Source organism: Microcoleus sp. FACHB-831, assembly GCF_014695585.1.
GTDB lineage: Bacteria > Cyanobacteriota > Cyanobacteriia > Cyanobacteriales > FACHB-T130 > FACHB-831.
Genome location: NZ_JACJON010000068.1, coordinates 192,856 through 210,052 on the forward strand (window position 1 = coordinate 192,856; position 17,197 = coordinate 210,052).

The following is a 17,197-nucleotide window of genomic DNA, read 5'->3' on the forward strand; positions in this document are numbered from 1 at the left end:
ACGCTATTTCATTATTTTATAAGTGAAACAGGCAATTGGATAACAAATTCGGTGCCTTCTCCTGGCAAAGAGAAGCACTCCAACGTGCCGTTATGTTTCTCAGTAACAATCTCATAGCTAATTGTCATTCCTAACCCAGTGCCTTTACCCACTCCTTTGGTTGTAAAGAAAGGATCGAAAATGCATTTCTTGACTTTTTCTGGAATTCCAGGCCCGTTATCGCTAATTTTAATTCTAACTTTTTGTTCTGATTCAACTACCTCTGTAGTGATGCGAATAAAACTAGGATTTTTCTTAATGTCTGAAAACATTCGATCTTTGTCGCGTTCTTCAATGGCATCAAGCGCATTGACCAGAATATTCATAAATACCTGATTCAACTGCCCTGGATAACACTCTACTTGTGGCAAGTTGCCATAGTTTTTAATTACCTGAATGCCAGGAGAGTCAGATTTGGGTTTAATTCGGTTCTGCAAGATCATGAGAGTACTATCAATGCCTTGATGAATATCGGCTGGTTTGCATTCGGCTTCATCAAGGCGAGAGAAGTTCCGCAAAGAAGCAATAATTTCTCTAATTCGTTCAGCCCCGACTTGCATGGAATTGAGTAATTTGGGCAAATCTTCAATCAGAAAATCCAAATCTAATTCTTCAATTGCTTCCTGCACTTCAAAAATAGGATTTGGGTAGCATTGTTGATAAGTGTGGATGGCAGCAATAAGGCTTTCGGTATACTCTTTGGCATGAATCAGATTGCCATATATAAAGTTAACGGGGTTGTTAATTTCATGGGCAACTCCTGCCACCAACTGACCCAAACTGGACATTTTTTCGCTCTGTACCAGTTGCGCTTGAGTTCGTTGGAGATCGCGCAGGGTGTTTTCTAAATCCTCTGCCTGCTGTTTTAACAAAATTTCTGCTTCTTTGCGTTGCGTAGCCGCCGCCACGGCATCGCTAATGTCCATAGCAGAACAAATCATGCCAATTTCCTCCCCTTCGCTGTTTCTTAGCAGGGAGAGTCCTAGTAAAGCATAGAATTCTTTTCCTGATTTATGAAGATTTTTTGCTTCAATATCGAAAGTACCTTTTTCTAGCAGCGGCTTAATAATTTGATTTTCCAGAAAATCATACTTATCCGGCGCATAAATAAAGGAAATGTGTTTTCCAATTGCTTCTTTAGATGTATAGCCGTACAAATGTTCCGCACTTTTATTCCAACTGGTTACATATCCATTCAAATCAGTGGTAGTAACGGCTTCATGTACTTGATATATAATTTGCGCTTGCTGCCGCAATACTGCTTCTGCCTCTTTGTAAATGGTGATGTCGCGAGACACGCCTACAGTTTGAATTATCCTGTTTTCGCTATCAAAAATGGGAGTCTTGATTGTGCCAAACAAGCGTTCTTCGCCATCGTAGCGAACGACGTTTTCTTCAACTTTTAGGGTTTCTCCCGTGTTAAACACATAGGCATCATCCTTAACGTACTGTTGGGTGTAGTCCGGGTTAGCAAAGGGGGCATCGATAATATCTTGTAATTGCTCTAAGGTCATCCCATAGTAGTCTCGAAATGCCTTGTTTGCATAAATAATCCGCGATTGGGCACCTTTGCACAAAACCATATCAGGGATGGCATCGAGAATCTGCTGATACAGATTTTTAGTTTCAAGAATTTGCTGTTCTGCTGCTTTGCGTTGCGTAGCCGCCGCCACGGCATCGCTCATATCGCTATGAATCCCAATCCACTCGCGAATGCTGCCGTCCGCTTCCAAAACGGGCACTGCACGCACGCTCATGTAGCGATACTCACCGTCATAACGCCGCAGCCGATGCTCGACTTGATACAGAGTACGGGTTTCCACTGCTGTTGACCACACTTGGGCTGTGTGGGGTCGATCTTCTGGGTGAATAGCATTGAGCCATCCCCAGCCTTTGAGTTCATCGTAAGTTTGCCCGGTGAACGCAATCCACCCCGGCTGAGGAGTTACAAATTCTCCCTCGGCTTTGGTGTCCCAGATAATTTGGGCAGTCGCCTCAATCAGCGAACGATATCGTTCCTCACTTTTACGGAGGGCTTCTTGGACTCGCTTGCGTTCGCTAATATCCTGTGCTAGAGAAACGACCCCAATTACCTCACCGTTTATATTCACCAAAGGTCTGTTATGCCATTCGCAGGTGATGAGTCGGCCATCTTTAGTCACGTTATCGTTAATGTTGTGAGTTCCCCCAGATGCCGACAGCAGTTGCGTCATAACAGTACAAAGCTGTTCTTTACCCCTATCGGGAATAAGTAACTCACAGGCATGGCGACCGATTGCTTCTTGGGGACTGTACCCAAAAATTGCTGCTGCGGCTGGATTCCAAGCGGTAACTTCAAAATGGGCGTTCCACTCAATGACGCCTAGTGGCGATTGTTCGATTAGCAAAGACAGGCGATCGCTAATGTCTGTTGGCGATCGCACATCGCTTTTGACAATTCCACCCGTTTGGTCTTGAACCTTTCGATCTCCTTTTTGAGGCAATTGCCTAAGTTCTGCTGCTTGTTGTCGAGCAATCTGCGCCTGTTCAGATAACCTAGCCTGCTGCAAATCAGCAACTTGCTGACGCAGTGCGACTATTTGTTGCTGGAGAGATTCGTAGGTTTTTGCGTCCAAGGTTACGAAATTTTCTGCCATATCTAATGCTTATGAAATACCTGTGCGGGAACTTTCCGCCAGCCCAATAATATTGTTTACTAAGTAAAAAACTTTTAGGGAGAAGATAGTGACTTTAGCGAGAAGTTAAGCACAATTGCTGAAATTCACTCGGTCATTTCTCTCAAAGAGTTTTCAATACTCAACTGCACCCAATGCTTTCAACGTCACCTTCTGCGCTTCTGTTAACCCTGTCACTCCAGTAATATTCATTCCTTCGTAAATCCTTTGTGGTTTGAGAGTAGATAAGCACTCGCCTGAATTGACATTCCAAAGCTTAATAGTCTCATCGTTACTCCCACTCACTAGGGTTTTACCATCTGGACTAAACGCAACTGACCAGACAGAGCTTTTATGCCCCTGTAGTACGTTGATGCACTGACCCGTTATCATATCCCAAAGTCGAATAGTTTGATCGACGCTTGCACTTGCTAAAAGTTGATTTTGGGGATTAAACGCGACTGACCAAACTAAGCTATTATGCCCTTGCAGAGTTTGATAGCATTCCCCGGTGTCAATATTCCAACAGCGTACAGTTTGATCTTCACAGGCGCTGGCTAGAGTTTTACCATCCAAACTAAAGGCAACCGACCAAATTAAACCTTTATGTCCTAAGAAGGTTTTCAAACATTCGCCCGTGCTAACATCCCAAAGCCGAATAGTTTGATCGGCGCTGCTAGTAGCGAGGAACTTGCCATCTGGACTAAAAGTAACGGACAAAACCCAGCTTTCATGTCCTGAGAGGATTCGGCAACGACTAACTTTGTAAAACAATGCGCTAGAGCGATCGCAGATAATATCCCAAAGTCGGATAGTTTGATCGGCACTCCCACTGGCTAAAATCTGCCCATTTGGGCTAAATGTAACTGACCAAACACAATCTGTGTGCCCCATCAGTGGGATACGACACTTACCTGTTTCTCGCTCCCACAGCCTAATAATTTTATCTTCGCTACCGCTGGCTAGAAATGTGCCATCTGGACTAAATGCGATCGCGCGAATAGATTTTTGATGCTGTTGCGATAAAGATATAGCGCTGGTACTCTCTAACTTAGTTGGCATATTCCAAAGATTTACAGTTTTATCGCTACCCCCGCTGGCAAATGTTTTACCATCTGGACTGAATGCCACCGACCAAACTGAGTTAGTGTAGCCTTGTATTGTCTGGAGTAATTGATAGTTATTGTGTTTTTCAACTTGCCAAAGCTTTAAAATTTGTTTGTCGCTGCCTGCGACTACCTTCCCATTTTGACTAAGCGCGACAGACCAAACCTGGCTGCTGTATCCCAGCAATATTTGATAACATTCTTCAGTTTCTATATCCCAAAGTTTTATTACTTTGCCATCGCCACATATTAAAGTTTTCCCATCAGAGGTAAAAGCTATAGACCAAACAAAACTAAGCTTTTGTTGTATAGTTCTACGACATTCTCCAGTTGCCACGTTCCATAATTTTATTGCTTGCGCTTCACAGCTTGCTATAGTTAAACCATCGGGGCTAAAGACGACAGAGGAAATTTGATTTCTATGTCCTCGCAGGATTTTGCAGCACTTTCCCGTCTCAATTTCCCACAATCTAACTGTTTGGTCAGCACTACCGCTAGCTAACATAGAACCATCTGGGCTGAAAGCTACAGAATGCACGATGTCAGCGTGTCCTTGAAAAGTTTGAATGCAATTTACTGCTTCAATATCCCAAAGTTTAATAGTGCGATCGCTACTGCAACTCGCAATAAATTTCCCATTAGGACTAAATGTAACAGCCCAGACGCGATCGCCATGCTCGTATAATGTTTGACACGGTTGTTGCATGCTCGTATTCCACAGCCCAATCGAAGCGTCAAAACTACCACTCGCAACCATCTTCCCATCTGGACTAAAATTCACAGACCAAACTGTGCTAATATGTGCTGCTTTCCTAAACAACAACTTGCCATCTGCTACTCGCCACAGACGCACCTCACCATCTGCGTGTCCTGTTGCTAAAATTGTCCCGTCTGAATTTAAAGCGATGTCGTAAATATTGCCAAAAGTTTCGCTAAAAACTGACTTGGCTAAATTTGCCCCAGTAAAGTTAACTTGACATAAACTTACGGCGGGCAAATAAGCTTGCAAAATTGTTAACTGGGAAAAATCATAGCTATTCAAATCAGTTTGTAAATGCACGAGTAAATTCAATACATTGCCAGCAATATAACCGGGAGGGGCGGGAGGATTAGATCGCAGAAGTGAGATAATTTCTGTCAATACTAATATGAAATTTTCTTTGCTGCCGAACGTTGTTGATAGCTTCTGAGCAATAGGCTGGATAATTAGGTTAACTTGGTAAGATCGCACGTAATCTGGACATTCTGCCTTTAGCAAAGCAACGTACTTGAATAGATTGAGGGGAGCCAGAGTTCGGGACTCAGCGCTTTTGGGGATTTCTTCACAAACTTGCTCGATCAGGCGATCGCTTACATACTCCATCACTACAGGTTGCAGAGTAAATTGTTGCCTTCCTGTTGTTATATTTGTAGCATTTCGGGTGAGTGTAGGCGTAACCTTCTCGATAAGCGATCGCCAACCTATATATTCCAAAGCTTCTAAAATTCTGCCTGTTGAGGCTAGAGGCACAATATCTTCGCGCAATTGGTTAAGCGTTAAAGGTTCTCTATTAATTGCCAACCAATAGAGAATCTGTTGTTCTAAGGAAGACAGGCGTTCAAATTGCGCTGCTAAAAGATTGCGAAGGCCATTAAAAACTGCTACTCCTTGGGCAATAAATTCCGAAACATTCCCCCCAAATAAATTTTGAATTGAGGTGGCGACAATTTTTAAGGCTAGAGGATTTCCTTGATAAAGTTGCGTTAGCTGCTCGCTCTCTTCAGCCGAGATGATCAACCCTTTATCGCTAAAAATCTTTGCTCCTTCCTCCAGAGCTAAACCGCTCAATTGCCAAGAGCGCACGCGCAAAAACTCTCCTTCAAAAGCAGCAATACCTTGAGGTTTTTCTCGACTGGTTAACAGCAGGCAACTTTGGTGAGCGGTTTCTGCAATTCGTCGAAATAGTTCGCCATAATCTTCATAACCTTCTAGATACCTTCCAGCAGGGCTGCCGTGTTTTAAAATTGTCTCAACATTATCTAAAACCAAAAAACAACGTTGCTGGCGTAAATAATCGATCAGCCGGGAAATTTGGCTGTTTGTTGTTTTGGGTATATTAGCTTCTGTTTCCTGCTGCTGAGAAATAAATTGCAGCAGTTGAGGGAGCAATTCTTGTATAGGGGGGGCATTGCGGAGCGATCGCCATATTACAAATTCAAACCGATCTTGAAGTTGTTGGGCTAACTTTACCGATAGAGTTGTTTTCCCGATACCCCCCATTCCTAATAGCGTCACCAGTCGGCAATGTTCATCAAGTATCCACTGGCTTAAACCCTCTAGTTCTGGCGAACGACCGTAGAAGACTGAAACATCAACCGCCTCGCCCCAATCTTGATAAGCATTGACGCTGACAAGTTCCTCTATTCCTGGCAGAGTATAGTCCGGCTCTTCCATTTCCAGCCCCAGCACTTGGAAAATCAGCCGCAGCGAACTTTCATCTCCCCCACTTGCACCCCGCAAAATTTTACGAATGGTCGTTGGGTGCAGACCTTGGGAACTAATCAGTTGCGCTTGTTCGGCAATTTTAGGCGGGTTGTATTTGATACCTGCTTGCGCCTCTAACTCGCTGATGCGGTTTTTGAGTTTCGCCGCTCCGGCAGGCGTTAGGATGTAGCCACGATGACGCTTAGACTTAGAAGGGTTTTTAGCTGTCATTGAGGTCAATAATCCATCTGATTAGGTTTGCTGTTGATTGTAGCAACCTATTTAACCAGAGTTTAGTTTTAAGTTAACTTATATCAAGCTTAAGTAAATGGGCAGATCCCTTATCGCCGATACGGATGTTCGCTATCCCTTTTTGCTTAAGTTCTCCTTAAAGTCTCGATCTTCTCCCACAAAGCCATTTAACTTTTGCAAACTGAATTAAGGTAACGTGGGAGCGGGGATAAAACTGTGAGAAATATTCTAATAATTGAAGATGAAGAAAATTTTCGGTTGCCCCTTTGTGACTTTTTAACATTAGAAAATTTTAATGTTACTGATGCTGTCAATGGTTTTAGTGGCTTAAAGTTAGCAAAAGAGCTGCAACCTGACTTAATAATTTGCGGTTTAAGGCTTGAAGATATTGACGGTTTTATGGTTTTAGAACAGTTACGTGCAAATTTAGCCACGTTTAATATTCCTCTGATTTTTCTTACCGCTGACATAACTATAAGTAGTTACAAGCGTGCTATGCAATTAGGGGCTAATGCGTATATAACAAAACCCGTAGAGATTAGTACGTTGCTGGATGCGATCGCCGCTCAATTACTCGCTCCCCACTAGAAAAATAACGAGTATCAAAAGGCTTGACTTACTGCTTGCCAATCCTGCGGATAGCTAGTTGAAGATTAGGCAGAAATATTTTCGCTTAAGTTCTCCTAAAAGTCTCTAATGTCTACCAACAAATCATTTCCTTCCTGCAAACTGAAAGTAGTCGATTAATGAAAAAGTAAGTCGGGATATGCAGGCTAATTAACCGCCAAGCACAATATTAGGCAGATTACCGCGTCAGCTGATTTAAACACTCTTCATTGTAGGGAGAATTGATTATGAGTTTAGCCAATCAAAATCTGATTTTAGTAGTTGACGATAATTTTAACGAACTCAAAATACTTTCTACTTTTTTAGAAAATAATGGTTTCCAAATTGCAATTGCCTCAGATGGGCTAAGTGCGCTTAAATTGTCGCACCAAATTTGCCCGGATTTAATTTTACTGGCTAGTCTTATGCCTGATATAGATGGCTTCCAGACATATTGCTGTTTGAATAAATCGCCAATAACTAAAGACATTCCTGTAATTTTTACGGCTAATTATAATGACAGCAGAAATATTGTAAAAGCTATAAATCTAGGTGCAGTTGACTACCTGACTAAGCCCTTTAAGCAAGAAGAGGTATTGAGTCGCATTCAGCTACATCTGCGGCTGCATTCACTGACGCTAAAACTCCAACAACAAAATAAGTTTTTAATTGAGGATATCGAAGCTCGTCATATTAAGGAATCTAACTTAGTTAAAATTACTCAAAAATTAGAAGAACGGGTAGAAGAACGAGTAAATCAACTTTCTCTAGCACTACACGAACTACAAAAAACACAAAAAGAATTATTAGCGCGTGAAGCAAAATTTCAGCACGATGCTTTACATGATGATCTCACTGGTTTACCTAACAGAAGTTGGTTGATGGAGCAGTTGCAAACTATCATCAAATCCGCAAATAAAAATACAAACTTACAGTATGCAGTCTTATCAATTGGCTTAGACCGTTTTAAAGTTGTTAATGATAGCTTAGGGCATTTAGTCGGCGACGAATTACTCCAAAAGGTTGCTCTGCGATTACAAGCTTGTTTAAGTCATGCAGGTAAAATAGCTCGTTTTGGAGGCGATGAATTTATGATTGTGTTGGAGGATATTAAATCAACCGATGACGCAATCTTTTTAGCTGAAGATATTCAAGAGCAATTGAAGTTGCCTTTTAAACTCGCTGGGTATGAAGTTTTCGTAGGAGTTAGCATTGGCATCACCCTCAGCACATTGATGGAATATAACTCTCCCATTGATGTGCTGAGGGATGCAGGAATAGCGATGTCTCTGGCAAAGCAGGCAGGAAAAGGACGCTACGAAGTATTGACCCCTCAAAACAAGACAAGGGCGATCGCGCGTTTGCAACTTGAAAATGACCTGCGGCAGGCGATCGAACGAGAAGAATTTTATTTAGAATACCAACCCATTTACTCACTCTCTACAGGTCAGCTACAGGGTTTTGAAGCCTTGGTGCGCTGGAATCACCCTTCCAGGGGACGGGTTGCTCCAGCTGAGTTTATTCCGACAGTCGAAGAAATTGGGTTGATAGACCGCTTAGGTTTCTGGGTTTTGCAAGAGGCAACTCGTCAATTGAGTAAATGGCAACACGAGTTTCCCCATCATTCTCTTCTAGTAATGAATGTCAATCTTTCCGCAAAGCAGCTCAAGCAAATCAAACTACTCAAACAAATTGACAGCCTTTTTTCAGAATTGGGGCTACCACCAAATTGCCTAAAATTAGAGATTACTGAAAGCAGTTTTCTCAAAACATCTAGCGAGGAAATCAATATGTTGCACCAGCTTAGACAAAAGGGAATTGGCTTGTGTATTGATGACTTTGGCACAGGCTATTCTTCTCTAAGCCGCTTGCATAATTTTCCCGTAAATACGATAAAAGTTGACCGCTCTTTTGTGAACCGACTGGGGACGGGTTCGGGGGAGACAGAAATTGTACAAACGATTGTCAACTTAGCTCACAATTTGGGGCTAGATTTAGTCGCAGAGGGGATAGAAACACCTGAGCAGTTGCAAAAACTACAAGAGTTAGGCTACGAACTTGGGCAAGGGTATCTTTTTTCTAAGCCTTTAAATTGCCAAAGGGCGAGGCAACTATTGAGCAATGTTGTATAGCGATCGCGATTATTACTCAATTTTTACTTGGAGACAATATAATTCCTCCAAAAGCCCTTGAGTTACCCCTTTCCAGCCATTTTTTTACAGTATTTTTTCTAGTTTTGTAAGGAGGGCTAATTGACTTTTCCAATAATTCTAAGCTTGTATCTAATAACACTACAGCAAACACCTTAATTCTTACCAGCCATAGCAGATGCTTGTACTCTTTTTAAAAAATTAGAATTTATACCCGCTTGGCAAATCTGAAACTAATATTTTTGTACCCTCATCAGGGTATGTAAAAATTGTTTTAGTATTAGGGAGAGCTGAAAGCTGTGGCATGGGATTATAGGGTTCTTCAGCATTACAGATTCCAGGACAAGCTTTATCAACCACCCAAAATATTTTTACTGCCTTATCTACATAAGCTTTTTCCCAAATATCACCATGCGTTGTTCTCCAAAAATCACCCCCTGGTTTTCCTCCAGGTATCAGTCTAAATCCCGCACTGCCATCATATATATAATTAGCTTGATATTGTATAAAAAAGACTGCTTCTGGATTTATTTTTTGTAGGTCTTTTAACTTAGATAGTGAATCTTCAGTTCTTGAAACTACCTTATTGCTTGGATACTGTAAGCTAGGTTTAGGGATATAGCTCAAAATTCTTTGCAATTGGGTATCAGGTTTTTGTAACGCCACGCTTAAGGGTACGCAGGCAATGTTATACATCAAAAAAATAACAATAAATGTAGAACAAGCCATTTTTATAAATTTATGATTAGTTCGCCTTGTCGCCAGGTCGTAGGATATAAAAATAATAGAAAACATCGCTGGAATGTAGTATCTTGGGTTTTCCAAAAAGTTATAAGGGTTGAAAAACATACAAAACATTAAAAATATAGTTATAGATATTGGAAGTAAAGATATAGATATATTAATATGTCTTTTAAATTGGCTTACTTCCAGGTTATTAGCTCGGCTAATTACTATTGTAAGTCCACAAATAAATATAAAACATAAAACGCCATATATATAATTAATCGCAGTATAAGGCTTAATATATGTTGCTACTGTTTGAATAAGCGGCATTCCCGATAAAATGGAAAGATTAGACCAATTACTTATAATTCTACGGAGAGTATCGGCAATGTTAGAAAATCCATATTCAGTGATGTATTGCGGTAAGCCAGCACTTATTGAAACAAGTTTGTTATAAATATAAACAGGAAAAATAATAAGCAGAGAGTAAGATATAAAAATTATGTAACTTTTAAAAAAAAATCGGATGTGGGGGAAGTTAACCTGAAACAAGATAAAAAATGCAGCAACAGCAACAAAAAGGCTGGCATAGCGAAAAGAATACAACAGACCAAATATCACGCCAGACGTAGCAATAAGAGGCATACTCCATGACTTCTTAATTGCTGAGGTAACAAATAAAATGATTATGAAAGGAAGACCAGCCCACAAAAATATGTCTGTCCCTTCCCACAAAGGTGTGTAGAAAACTGGAAGCAGAGCAGCAATAGCAAATTGGGCGGAGAAATATCCCCACCTTAACTGCATTGGTTTGGAGAGGAAATTACTTGCTATGCTTGCCCACCCAAGCCAGCCAATTATAGTTGTTAAACTATAGATAATCTTGAGAGATAAAGCAAGGGACACTTTAAGGGAAAGCAAAGAGGCAACTATAAGGGAAAATGCTGGTGGAAACCACGTTAGATATTGAGGTTGTGGAGTCTGATTTATATTAGCAAAGGGAGTAGCAAAATAGGTGCTGGTAAGTCCTAATCCGTGAATTAAACGGTGAGCAGCTTCTAGCTGTATTGCTTGGTCCCAACCAAGTTCAAACGGGCCTAAAATCCTTACTATGACAATAAAAATTGCTGATATAAGCATTACTCCAAATATTTTTGGGTTGCCATAGCTGAGGTAGTAAATAAAAGCTTGTGCTTTCTTCATCATTTTTCAGCACGCTGCACATAAAAAACTAAGTTAGAAATAATACCAATCAACTTGTGGTGGGCTTGAGCAATTTTACAGTTACTCGGAAACATAGCTATTAGTTCCTTTGAGCTGAGAAGGTTTAAGTTCTCCTCCCTAGAAAAGAAATCTTGACCAATCAATCTGAGGATAGCTCGAAACCAAGAGGGGGGAAGCCAGTGAATAAGGGGTAGAACGGTGTGGAACTCTACGGGATACCAGCGATTCGGGGTTGTGATGCAACAAGTGCGACCGACTCGGCAAAGTTCACGAACAAAAGCACGTTGGCGATCGCGATCGCCAACGTGTTCAACTACGGCAAAACTTACAACTAAATCAAAACTATTGTCTGGAAAAGGTAGACTTAATCCATCCGCTTTAACAAATTTTAGGCCTGGATAATCTTGCTCTAAAAAAGAAGCATCTTCTAAGCCAACGGCTGTAATCTTGTGGGGATATGGATACAGCTTCTCAAAAAAATTACTATCTTCACGCCGATCTGAAGTAACTCCCACATCTAAAAGTGTTGTCTCAGCAGTGGGCTGTGCAATTTGCATTAAAGAAGCAAACATTTGCTGGCGAGCATACAAAGAAACATTACTAATTAAACCAAAGACGTTTGGTGCAATATAAGGACTGCTACCATTTTTGCTTGAAGATAAATTAACTATTTTACTCATAAATTTCAGTAGCGACCTCATAAATTACCAATCAAACTCAGCTTCGCTTAAGACCTAATATACTTAAAAAGAAGCTCGACAAAATAATCTGGAATCCAAGAGCAAGAGAGGTAGCTGATGGAATCACAATTCTCATAGTCTTAGATGTGTCTAGTGGGCCAAAAAGATGCATACCCCAAACACCCAAAGCATAAACAGATCCAGCCAATCCGATTACCAGGAGTATAGTTCCTACAATCAACCCTACCTCTAAGTTAATATAACTAAATACATAATTTAATTTTTGATCTTCAGGTAGCAATCCCTCGCTAATTGCAAATATTTTTGCAATTACAGCGAAAGTAATTGCCTGAAAGCCAATAATAACAGACGTCGCTGCATACAATAGGGTGTGGATATCAAAAATTAGCTGGGAACCAGGTAACAGCCACAGTCCAATTCCCAAACCAATAAGTATTAGTAGTATCCCAGGATAAAAAAAAAGCCAGCGTGGGCTGTACAGTAGCATAAACCGCAGATGCCGCCAGCCATCTCTCCAACTACGCAGATGAGGAGGGCGGCTGCGACCATCCGCAGAGAGAGTAGTTGGAACTTCACTAATTTTTAGTTTGTACAAAGTTGCTTTGACAACCATTTCACTAGCAAATTCCATTCCCTTTGTTCGTAAGTCCAGTTTTGCGATCGCCGACTTTGAGAAACCTCGCAGACCACAATGAAAATCTTCACACGGACTTTTAAATAATAGCCGCCCAATACCTGTCAGAACAGGGTTTCCCAAATACCTGTGTAGGGCTGGCATAGCACCTAGTTCAATACCTCCCTTGAAGCGGTTTCCCATCACTAGATCGCAGCCCTCTCGCAGTTTTTCTATAAAAGGGCTTAGATTACTGAAGTCGTAGCTGTCATCAGCATCACCCATGATGACATACTTACCGCGTGCAGCAGCAATGCCAACTCTAAGGGCACTACCATAACCTTTTTCTTTAATGTGTACAACTTTAGCTCCCATTAGCGAGGCTATAGCTTGCGAACCATCTGTGCTGCCATTATCAGCCACAATTATTTCGCCATAAATATTATTATTTCGCAAGTAAAGCTGTGCTTTTTTCAGACAAACTCCTATAGTTTCTGCCTCATTCAAGCAAGGCATCACAATTGATAACTCAATCTTATCTTCTATCATTATTTAACAGCTATAATTTGAATATTCGATGTATTAAAACCTAATTTAGCTCGTACCATATCTAGCGCAGTGAATAAACTCAATAAAAATATGTTTTGCAAGGGATTGAAAAATCGAGCTAACCAGGGCAAGCACCATTTATGTTCTATAAAATGATGAAAAGAAAATATCCAAAAAGAATGAGCTGGCAAGAAATTAACAGCTTTAATGTTGATATTTTCTTCACTGAATAGGCGTTTTAACGTCTCTAAATTGAATAAATTCCAGTGGCGAGGGAAGTGATATCCTCCCCAGTAACTTTTGTGGAACAGTTTAACATCCAAACTTTTAGTGTTAGGGGTTTCAATAATCAAAATTCCGTCTTTTTTGAGTAAACACGCTAAAGATTTAATTACTAAACGTGGTTGTTCTACATGCTCTAGCACTTGTAATAATACGATTAAATCAAAAGACTTACTAGGTAATTCTGCCTCTACATCTTCTATCCGGCCATAGTAACCCTGAAATCCTTCTGCGTTAAGTTGTGCAATCTGCTCTTGACTCATTTCCACACCATAAAGCTGCTCTTTAGGAACACCCAGGCGATGCAGCATTTTTAGATAACGTCCATTACCACATCCCACATCTAGAAAACGTGGCTCTGAACTTTTCAGGTATTTGAGCCAGCTTTTGACTTTGATACTATCCAGCCAGTCCTTAGCTCGGATTGCCACAGGGTTAATAGCTTGGTCGTAATTGTAGGCGTAGTAATTGGCAGGATAAATTGTGGGTAACTCTTCTTTTACAGGGCGGGGGTTGAGATATATGTTTCCACAATTCTGGCATTCTACCATCTGAAACTCGTCTTCAGATGTATGATATTCATAATCTTTGCCAGACGCATACTTACGCCAGTTATCAGTTCCACACACACCACAGGAAACTGATTCAAGTTTTAGTTTGTCAATCATCATTCTATTTCTTTGTATTTAGCTTGCTGCCTCAGCACTATCTTGTAAAGGTAATAAACGAATGACATGGAATAAAAAAATTAGATAGCTTCCCCTTACGGTTACTTCAGCTCTATCTTTAAGGACTTGATGAACTATGGGTAAGTTGTAGTAAGGCACACCAGGATATAAGTGATGTTCTGCATGGTAGTTCATGTTATGAGGTGAGAATAATATTCCTTCTATCCATGAAGGACGAAACGTGACCAACCTAGAACTATCTGCTTTGGAATCTGGTAATACAGGTACAGCATGATCGCAAAAAGCCCGAATTTCATCTGGCAGAAATACGCAGAAATAGATAGGTGCTACCCACAAAACTAGGTAAGACCATAAAGGTAGAGTAGAAAAGGCAAATATAGATATGAGTAAGGTTTGCGTAACCAATACAGGTACTCGCTGCTTTGTGTAATCTAGCAGCATCGGTGCTACCGGAGTTAATAAATTCTTAGATTGATAAGCTTCTGTTGCAATTGGGCGACTAGAATTGAGTAACTTACCAAAAGGGGTAACTTTTAATACGGTCTTCCCAAACGTCGCTAAGCCAGAACAAAATAGTAAAAACTTTATCCGCGAATTTTTATTACTTAAGGTATGTAGATAGCGATCGGGATCGGAAGCAGTCCCTAATGTTCGGTGATGTTCCAAGTGGCTGCGTCTCCCATCCTCTAAGGCCATAAACATCGGCCCGTGAATAGCCCATTTTGCTAACCTATCGTTTAATAAGCGGTTTGGATGTAGCGACGAATGTATGGCATCATGCCCCAGAATGAACAGCGCATATTGACAGCAGCCCACAACTATAAAGGCTATGCTGTACATCCACCAAGTTGGCATCCAGGTAACTGCAAGCAAAGCTAGTACGATGCCCAGCCAGTCTAAAAATAGGTCACGAATAGGGCGAATTGGTTGAGGTGTCATCCATCGCTTTAACTCATCTTTGGCTACTATTGACTTGCCTTGGTTAGTAAGGTTGCTAGCGGTTGTTACAGGCGATCGCGCATCTACCATAGATATAGGGTCTGATTTGTTTGTATTCATGATTTGCTCGCTCGACACGATCCATCAGTGCTAAAGGAACCACAACAACACTGTCAAAGTCAAGTATGCTTGAGTTATTCAAGCCGGGCTGTGGATTTCCGGATACGGGCTGGCGATCGCGCTCTTTTTTTGCCTTCAAGTGAGACGAGGCAACAGCCCCCTAGCTCTAGACTCCCATTCGCAGACGCGAAGGATAAAATATTATTGTACTTACAGGATTTACCAGAAGCCCGCCATCTACCGGAATTAGGTAAGATTGTCTGTAAAAAGCAAAGGACAATATCTCAGCACTGGTCAAATTTTTCAATACACAGCTGAATATTCAATATAGGTGTGAGGGTTTAGGTTGATGCGAATTTTATTAGTTTATCCAGTCTTCCCCAAAACCTTTTGGTCTTACGAAAAAATTCTGGAATTAGTCAATCGCAAAGTTTTGCTGCCCCCCTTGGGCTTGGTGACAGTGGCGGCAATTCTCCCCCAAGAGTGGGAATTCAAGCTGGTAGACCGCAACATCCGCGCTGTTACAGACGCCGAGTGGGAGTGGGCAGATATTGTCATTCTCTCGGCAATGATTGTCCAAAAAGATGATTTACTCGACCAAATCCGGGAAGCTAAACGGCGCGGCAAAAAAGTCGCCTGCGGTGGCCCCTACCCCACCTCAGTACCCGAAGAAGCCCAGAAAGCGGGAATCGATTATCTAATTCTGGACGAAGGGGAAATTACCCTGCCGATGTTTGTCGAGGCAGTGCAGCGAGGCGACACAGAGGGAATTTTCCGTTCTGGCGGTGACAAACCAGACGTGACGACAACACCCGTCCCTCGCTTTGACTTGCTGGAATTTGATGCTTACGATTCCATGTCGGTGCAGTTTTCGCGGGGTTGTCCCTTCCAGTGCGAATTTTGCGACATTATTGTTTTGTATGGTCGTAAACCGCGAACTAAAACACCAGAGCAACTGTTAAAAGAGCTAGATTACCTCTACGCATTGGGATGGCGTCGTGGCGTCTTCATGGTGGATGACAACTTTATTGGGAATAAGCGCAATGTGAAGTTATTCCTAAAAGAGTTAAAAGTTTGGCAAGCGGAACATCAGTATCCTTTCAAATTTAATACTGAAGCCTCTATTGACTTGGCACAAGACCAAGAATTGATGGATTTGATGGTAGAGTGCTATTTTGATGCCGTATTTCTGGGAATTGAAACGCCAGATGAAGATAGCCTGGAATTGACCAAGAAGTTCCAAAATACGCGCAGTTCCCTGAGTGAATCAGTAGAGGCAATTACTCGGGCTGGATTGCGCCCGATGGCAGGATTTATTATTGGCTTTGATGGGGAAAAAGCGGGTGCAGGTTCGCGCATTGTCCGCTTTGCAGAACAAACGGCCATTCCGACTACCACTTTTGCAATGTTGCAAGCTTTGCCTAACACTGCCCTCTGGCATCGGTTAGAAAAAGAGGGAAGGCTGCAAGACAAAGATGGCAATATCAATCAAACGACGTTGATGAATTTTATCCCAACTAGACCTTTAGAAGACATTGCCAGGGAATATGTCAAGGCATTTTGGGAACTCTACGATGCCGAAAGTTATTTAGACCGCACTTATCGCTGTTTCTTGATGATGGGTGCGCCTAAAGTAAAAGCCCCCTCTAAACTGCCTAGTTGGGTAGATTTGCGGGCGTTGGCGATTGTAATTTGGCGACAGGGCGTAAAGCGCAAAACCCGCTGGAAATTCTGGCATCATCTGTTTAGCATGATCGTGCGTAATCCAGCTGTGTGGGAGCATTACATTACTGTTTGCGCTCACAACGAGCATTTTTTGGAGTATCGCCAAATTGTGCGGGATGAAATTGAAGGGCAGTTGGCAGAGTTTTTGGCAAAACAGGCAAAAGTTGTAGAAGCTAAAAGCCCTGTGGCAGTCAGCGTTAGCTAGTGCTGGCAAATTAAAGTAGGGTGGGCAGTGCCCACCCTACTAGCTATTTAGTTAGTATTCAATTATCAATTAGCGGGGCAATTTTAGATTTGGGATTATAACTTGAGTCAATAATCCAAATATAAAATGCAAATCCAAAATAGAAAGTGTGAG

At 41.5% G+C, this 17,197-nt stretch carries 10 protein-coding genes; 3 read left to right on the forward strand and 7 right to left on the reverse strand.

The window, feature by feature from the left end:
- Window positions 1–11: 11 nt before the first annotated feature.
- Together H6F77_RS21235 and H6F77_RS21240 are read right to left on the reverse strand one after the other, a co-directional pair.
- Window positions 12–2,675: a PAS domain-containing sensor histidine kinase gene (locus tag H6F77_RS21235; protein ID WP_190490897.1), complete on the reverse strand. Its 2,664-nt coding sequence runs from the start codon at window positions 2,673–2,675 to the stop codon at window positions 12–14.
- A gap of 153 nt (window positions 2,676–2,828) precedes the next feature.
- Window positions 2,829–6,494, reverse strand: coding sequence for a WD40 domain-containing protein (locus H6F77_RS21240; RefSeq protein WP_190490898.1), 3,666 nt, complete (start codon window positions 6,492–6,494; stop codon window positions 2,829–2,831).
- A gap of 237 nt (window positions 6,495–6,731) precedes the next feature.
- Here H6F77_RS21240 and H6F77_RS21245 point away from each other — a divergent pair, with 237 nt between their 5' ends.
- Both H6F77_RS21245 and H6F77_RS21250 read left to right on the forward strand, forming a co-directional pair.
- Entirely contained in the window at window positions 6,732–7,103 is a 372-nt protein-coding gene (locus tag H6F77_RS21245; protein ID WP_190490900.1) for a response regulator transcription factor, read from the forward strand.
- A 266-nt stretch (window positions 7,104–7,369) separates the two neighbouring features.
- The gene (locus tag H6F77_RS21250) at window positions 7,370–9,253 is read left to right on the forward strand and encodes a two-component system response regulator (protein WP_190490902.1); all 1,884 of its coding nucleotides are present in this window, start codon (window positions 7,370–7,372) and stop codon (window positions 9,251–9,253) included.
- A gap of 219 nt (window positions 9,254–9,472) precedes the next feature.
- Here H6F77_RS21250 and H6F77_RS21255 read toward each other — a convergent pair whose 3' ends face one another.
- Genes H6F77_RS21255 through H6F77_RS21275 form a run of 5 tightly spaced genes read right to left on the reverse strand, consistent with a single transcriptional unit; the run spans window position 9,473 to window position 15,114 of the window.
- The gene (locus tag H6F77_RS21255) at window positions 9,473–11,203 is read right to left on the reverse strand and encodes a hypothetical protein (RefSeq protein WP_190490904.1); all 1,731 of its coding nucleotides are present in this window, start codon (window positions 11,201–11,203) and stop codon (window positions 9,473–9,475) included.
- Window positions 11,200–11,901 (reverse strand): class I SAM-dependent methyltransferase, encoded by a 702-nt coding sequence (locus H6F77_RS21260; RefSeq protein WP_190490907.1) that lies wholly within the window; start codon window positions 11,899–11,901, stop codon window positions 11,200–11,202. Before H6F77_RS21260 ends, H6F77_RS21255 begins: the two co-directional genes overlap by 4 nt.
- 37 nt (window positions 11,902–11,938) lie before the next feature.
- Window positions 11,939–13,084: a glycosyltransferase family 2 protein gene (locus H6F77_RS21265; RefSeq protein WP_190490909.1), complete on the reverse strand. Its 1,146-nt coding sequence runs from the start codon at window positions 13,082–13,084 to the stop codon at window positions 11,939–11,941.
- Window positions 13,084–14,037 (reverse strand): class I SAM-dependent methyltransferase, encoded by a 954-nt coding sequence (locus H6F77_RS21270; protein WP_190490911.1) that lies wholly within the window; start codon window positions 14,035–14,037, stop codon window positions 13,084–13,086. The genes H6F77_RS21265 and H6F77_RS21270 overlap by 1 nt, the downstream gene beginning before the upstream one ends.
- A 15-nt stretch (window positions 14,038–14,052) precedes the next feature.
- Complete coding sequence (locus H6F77_RS21275) at window positions 14,053–15,114, reverse strand: fatty acid desaturase family protein (RefSeq protein WP_190490913.1); 1,062 nt, start codon at window positions 15,112–15,114, stop codon at window positions 14,053–14,055.
- A 349-nt stretch (window positions 15,115–15,463) separates the two neighbouring features.
- On the opposite strand from H6F77_RS21275, the gene H6F77_RS21280 reads away from it, so the two are divergent.
- Window positions 15,464–17,044 carry a B12-binding domain-containing radical SAM protein gene (locus H6F77_RS21280; RefSeq protein WP_190490915.1) on the forward strand — a complete coding sequence of 527 codons (1,581 nt, stop codon included), beginning with the start codon at window positions 15,464–15,466 and terminating at the stop codon, window positions 17,042–17,044.
- Window positions 17,045–17,197: the final 153 nt, after the last annotated feature.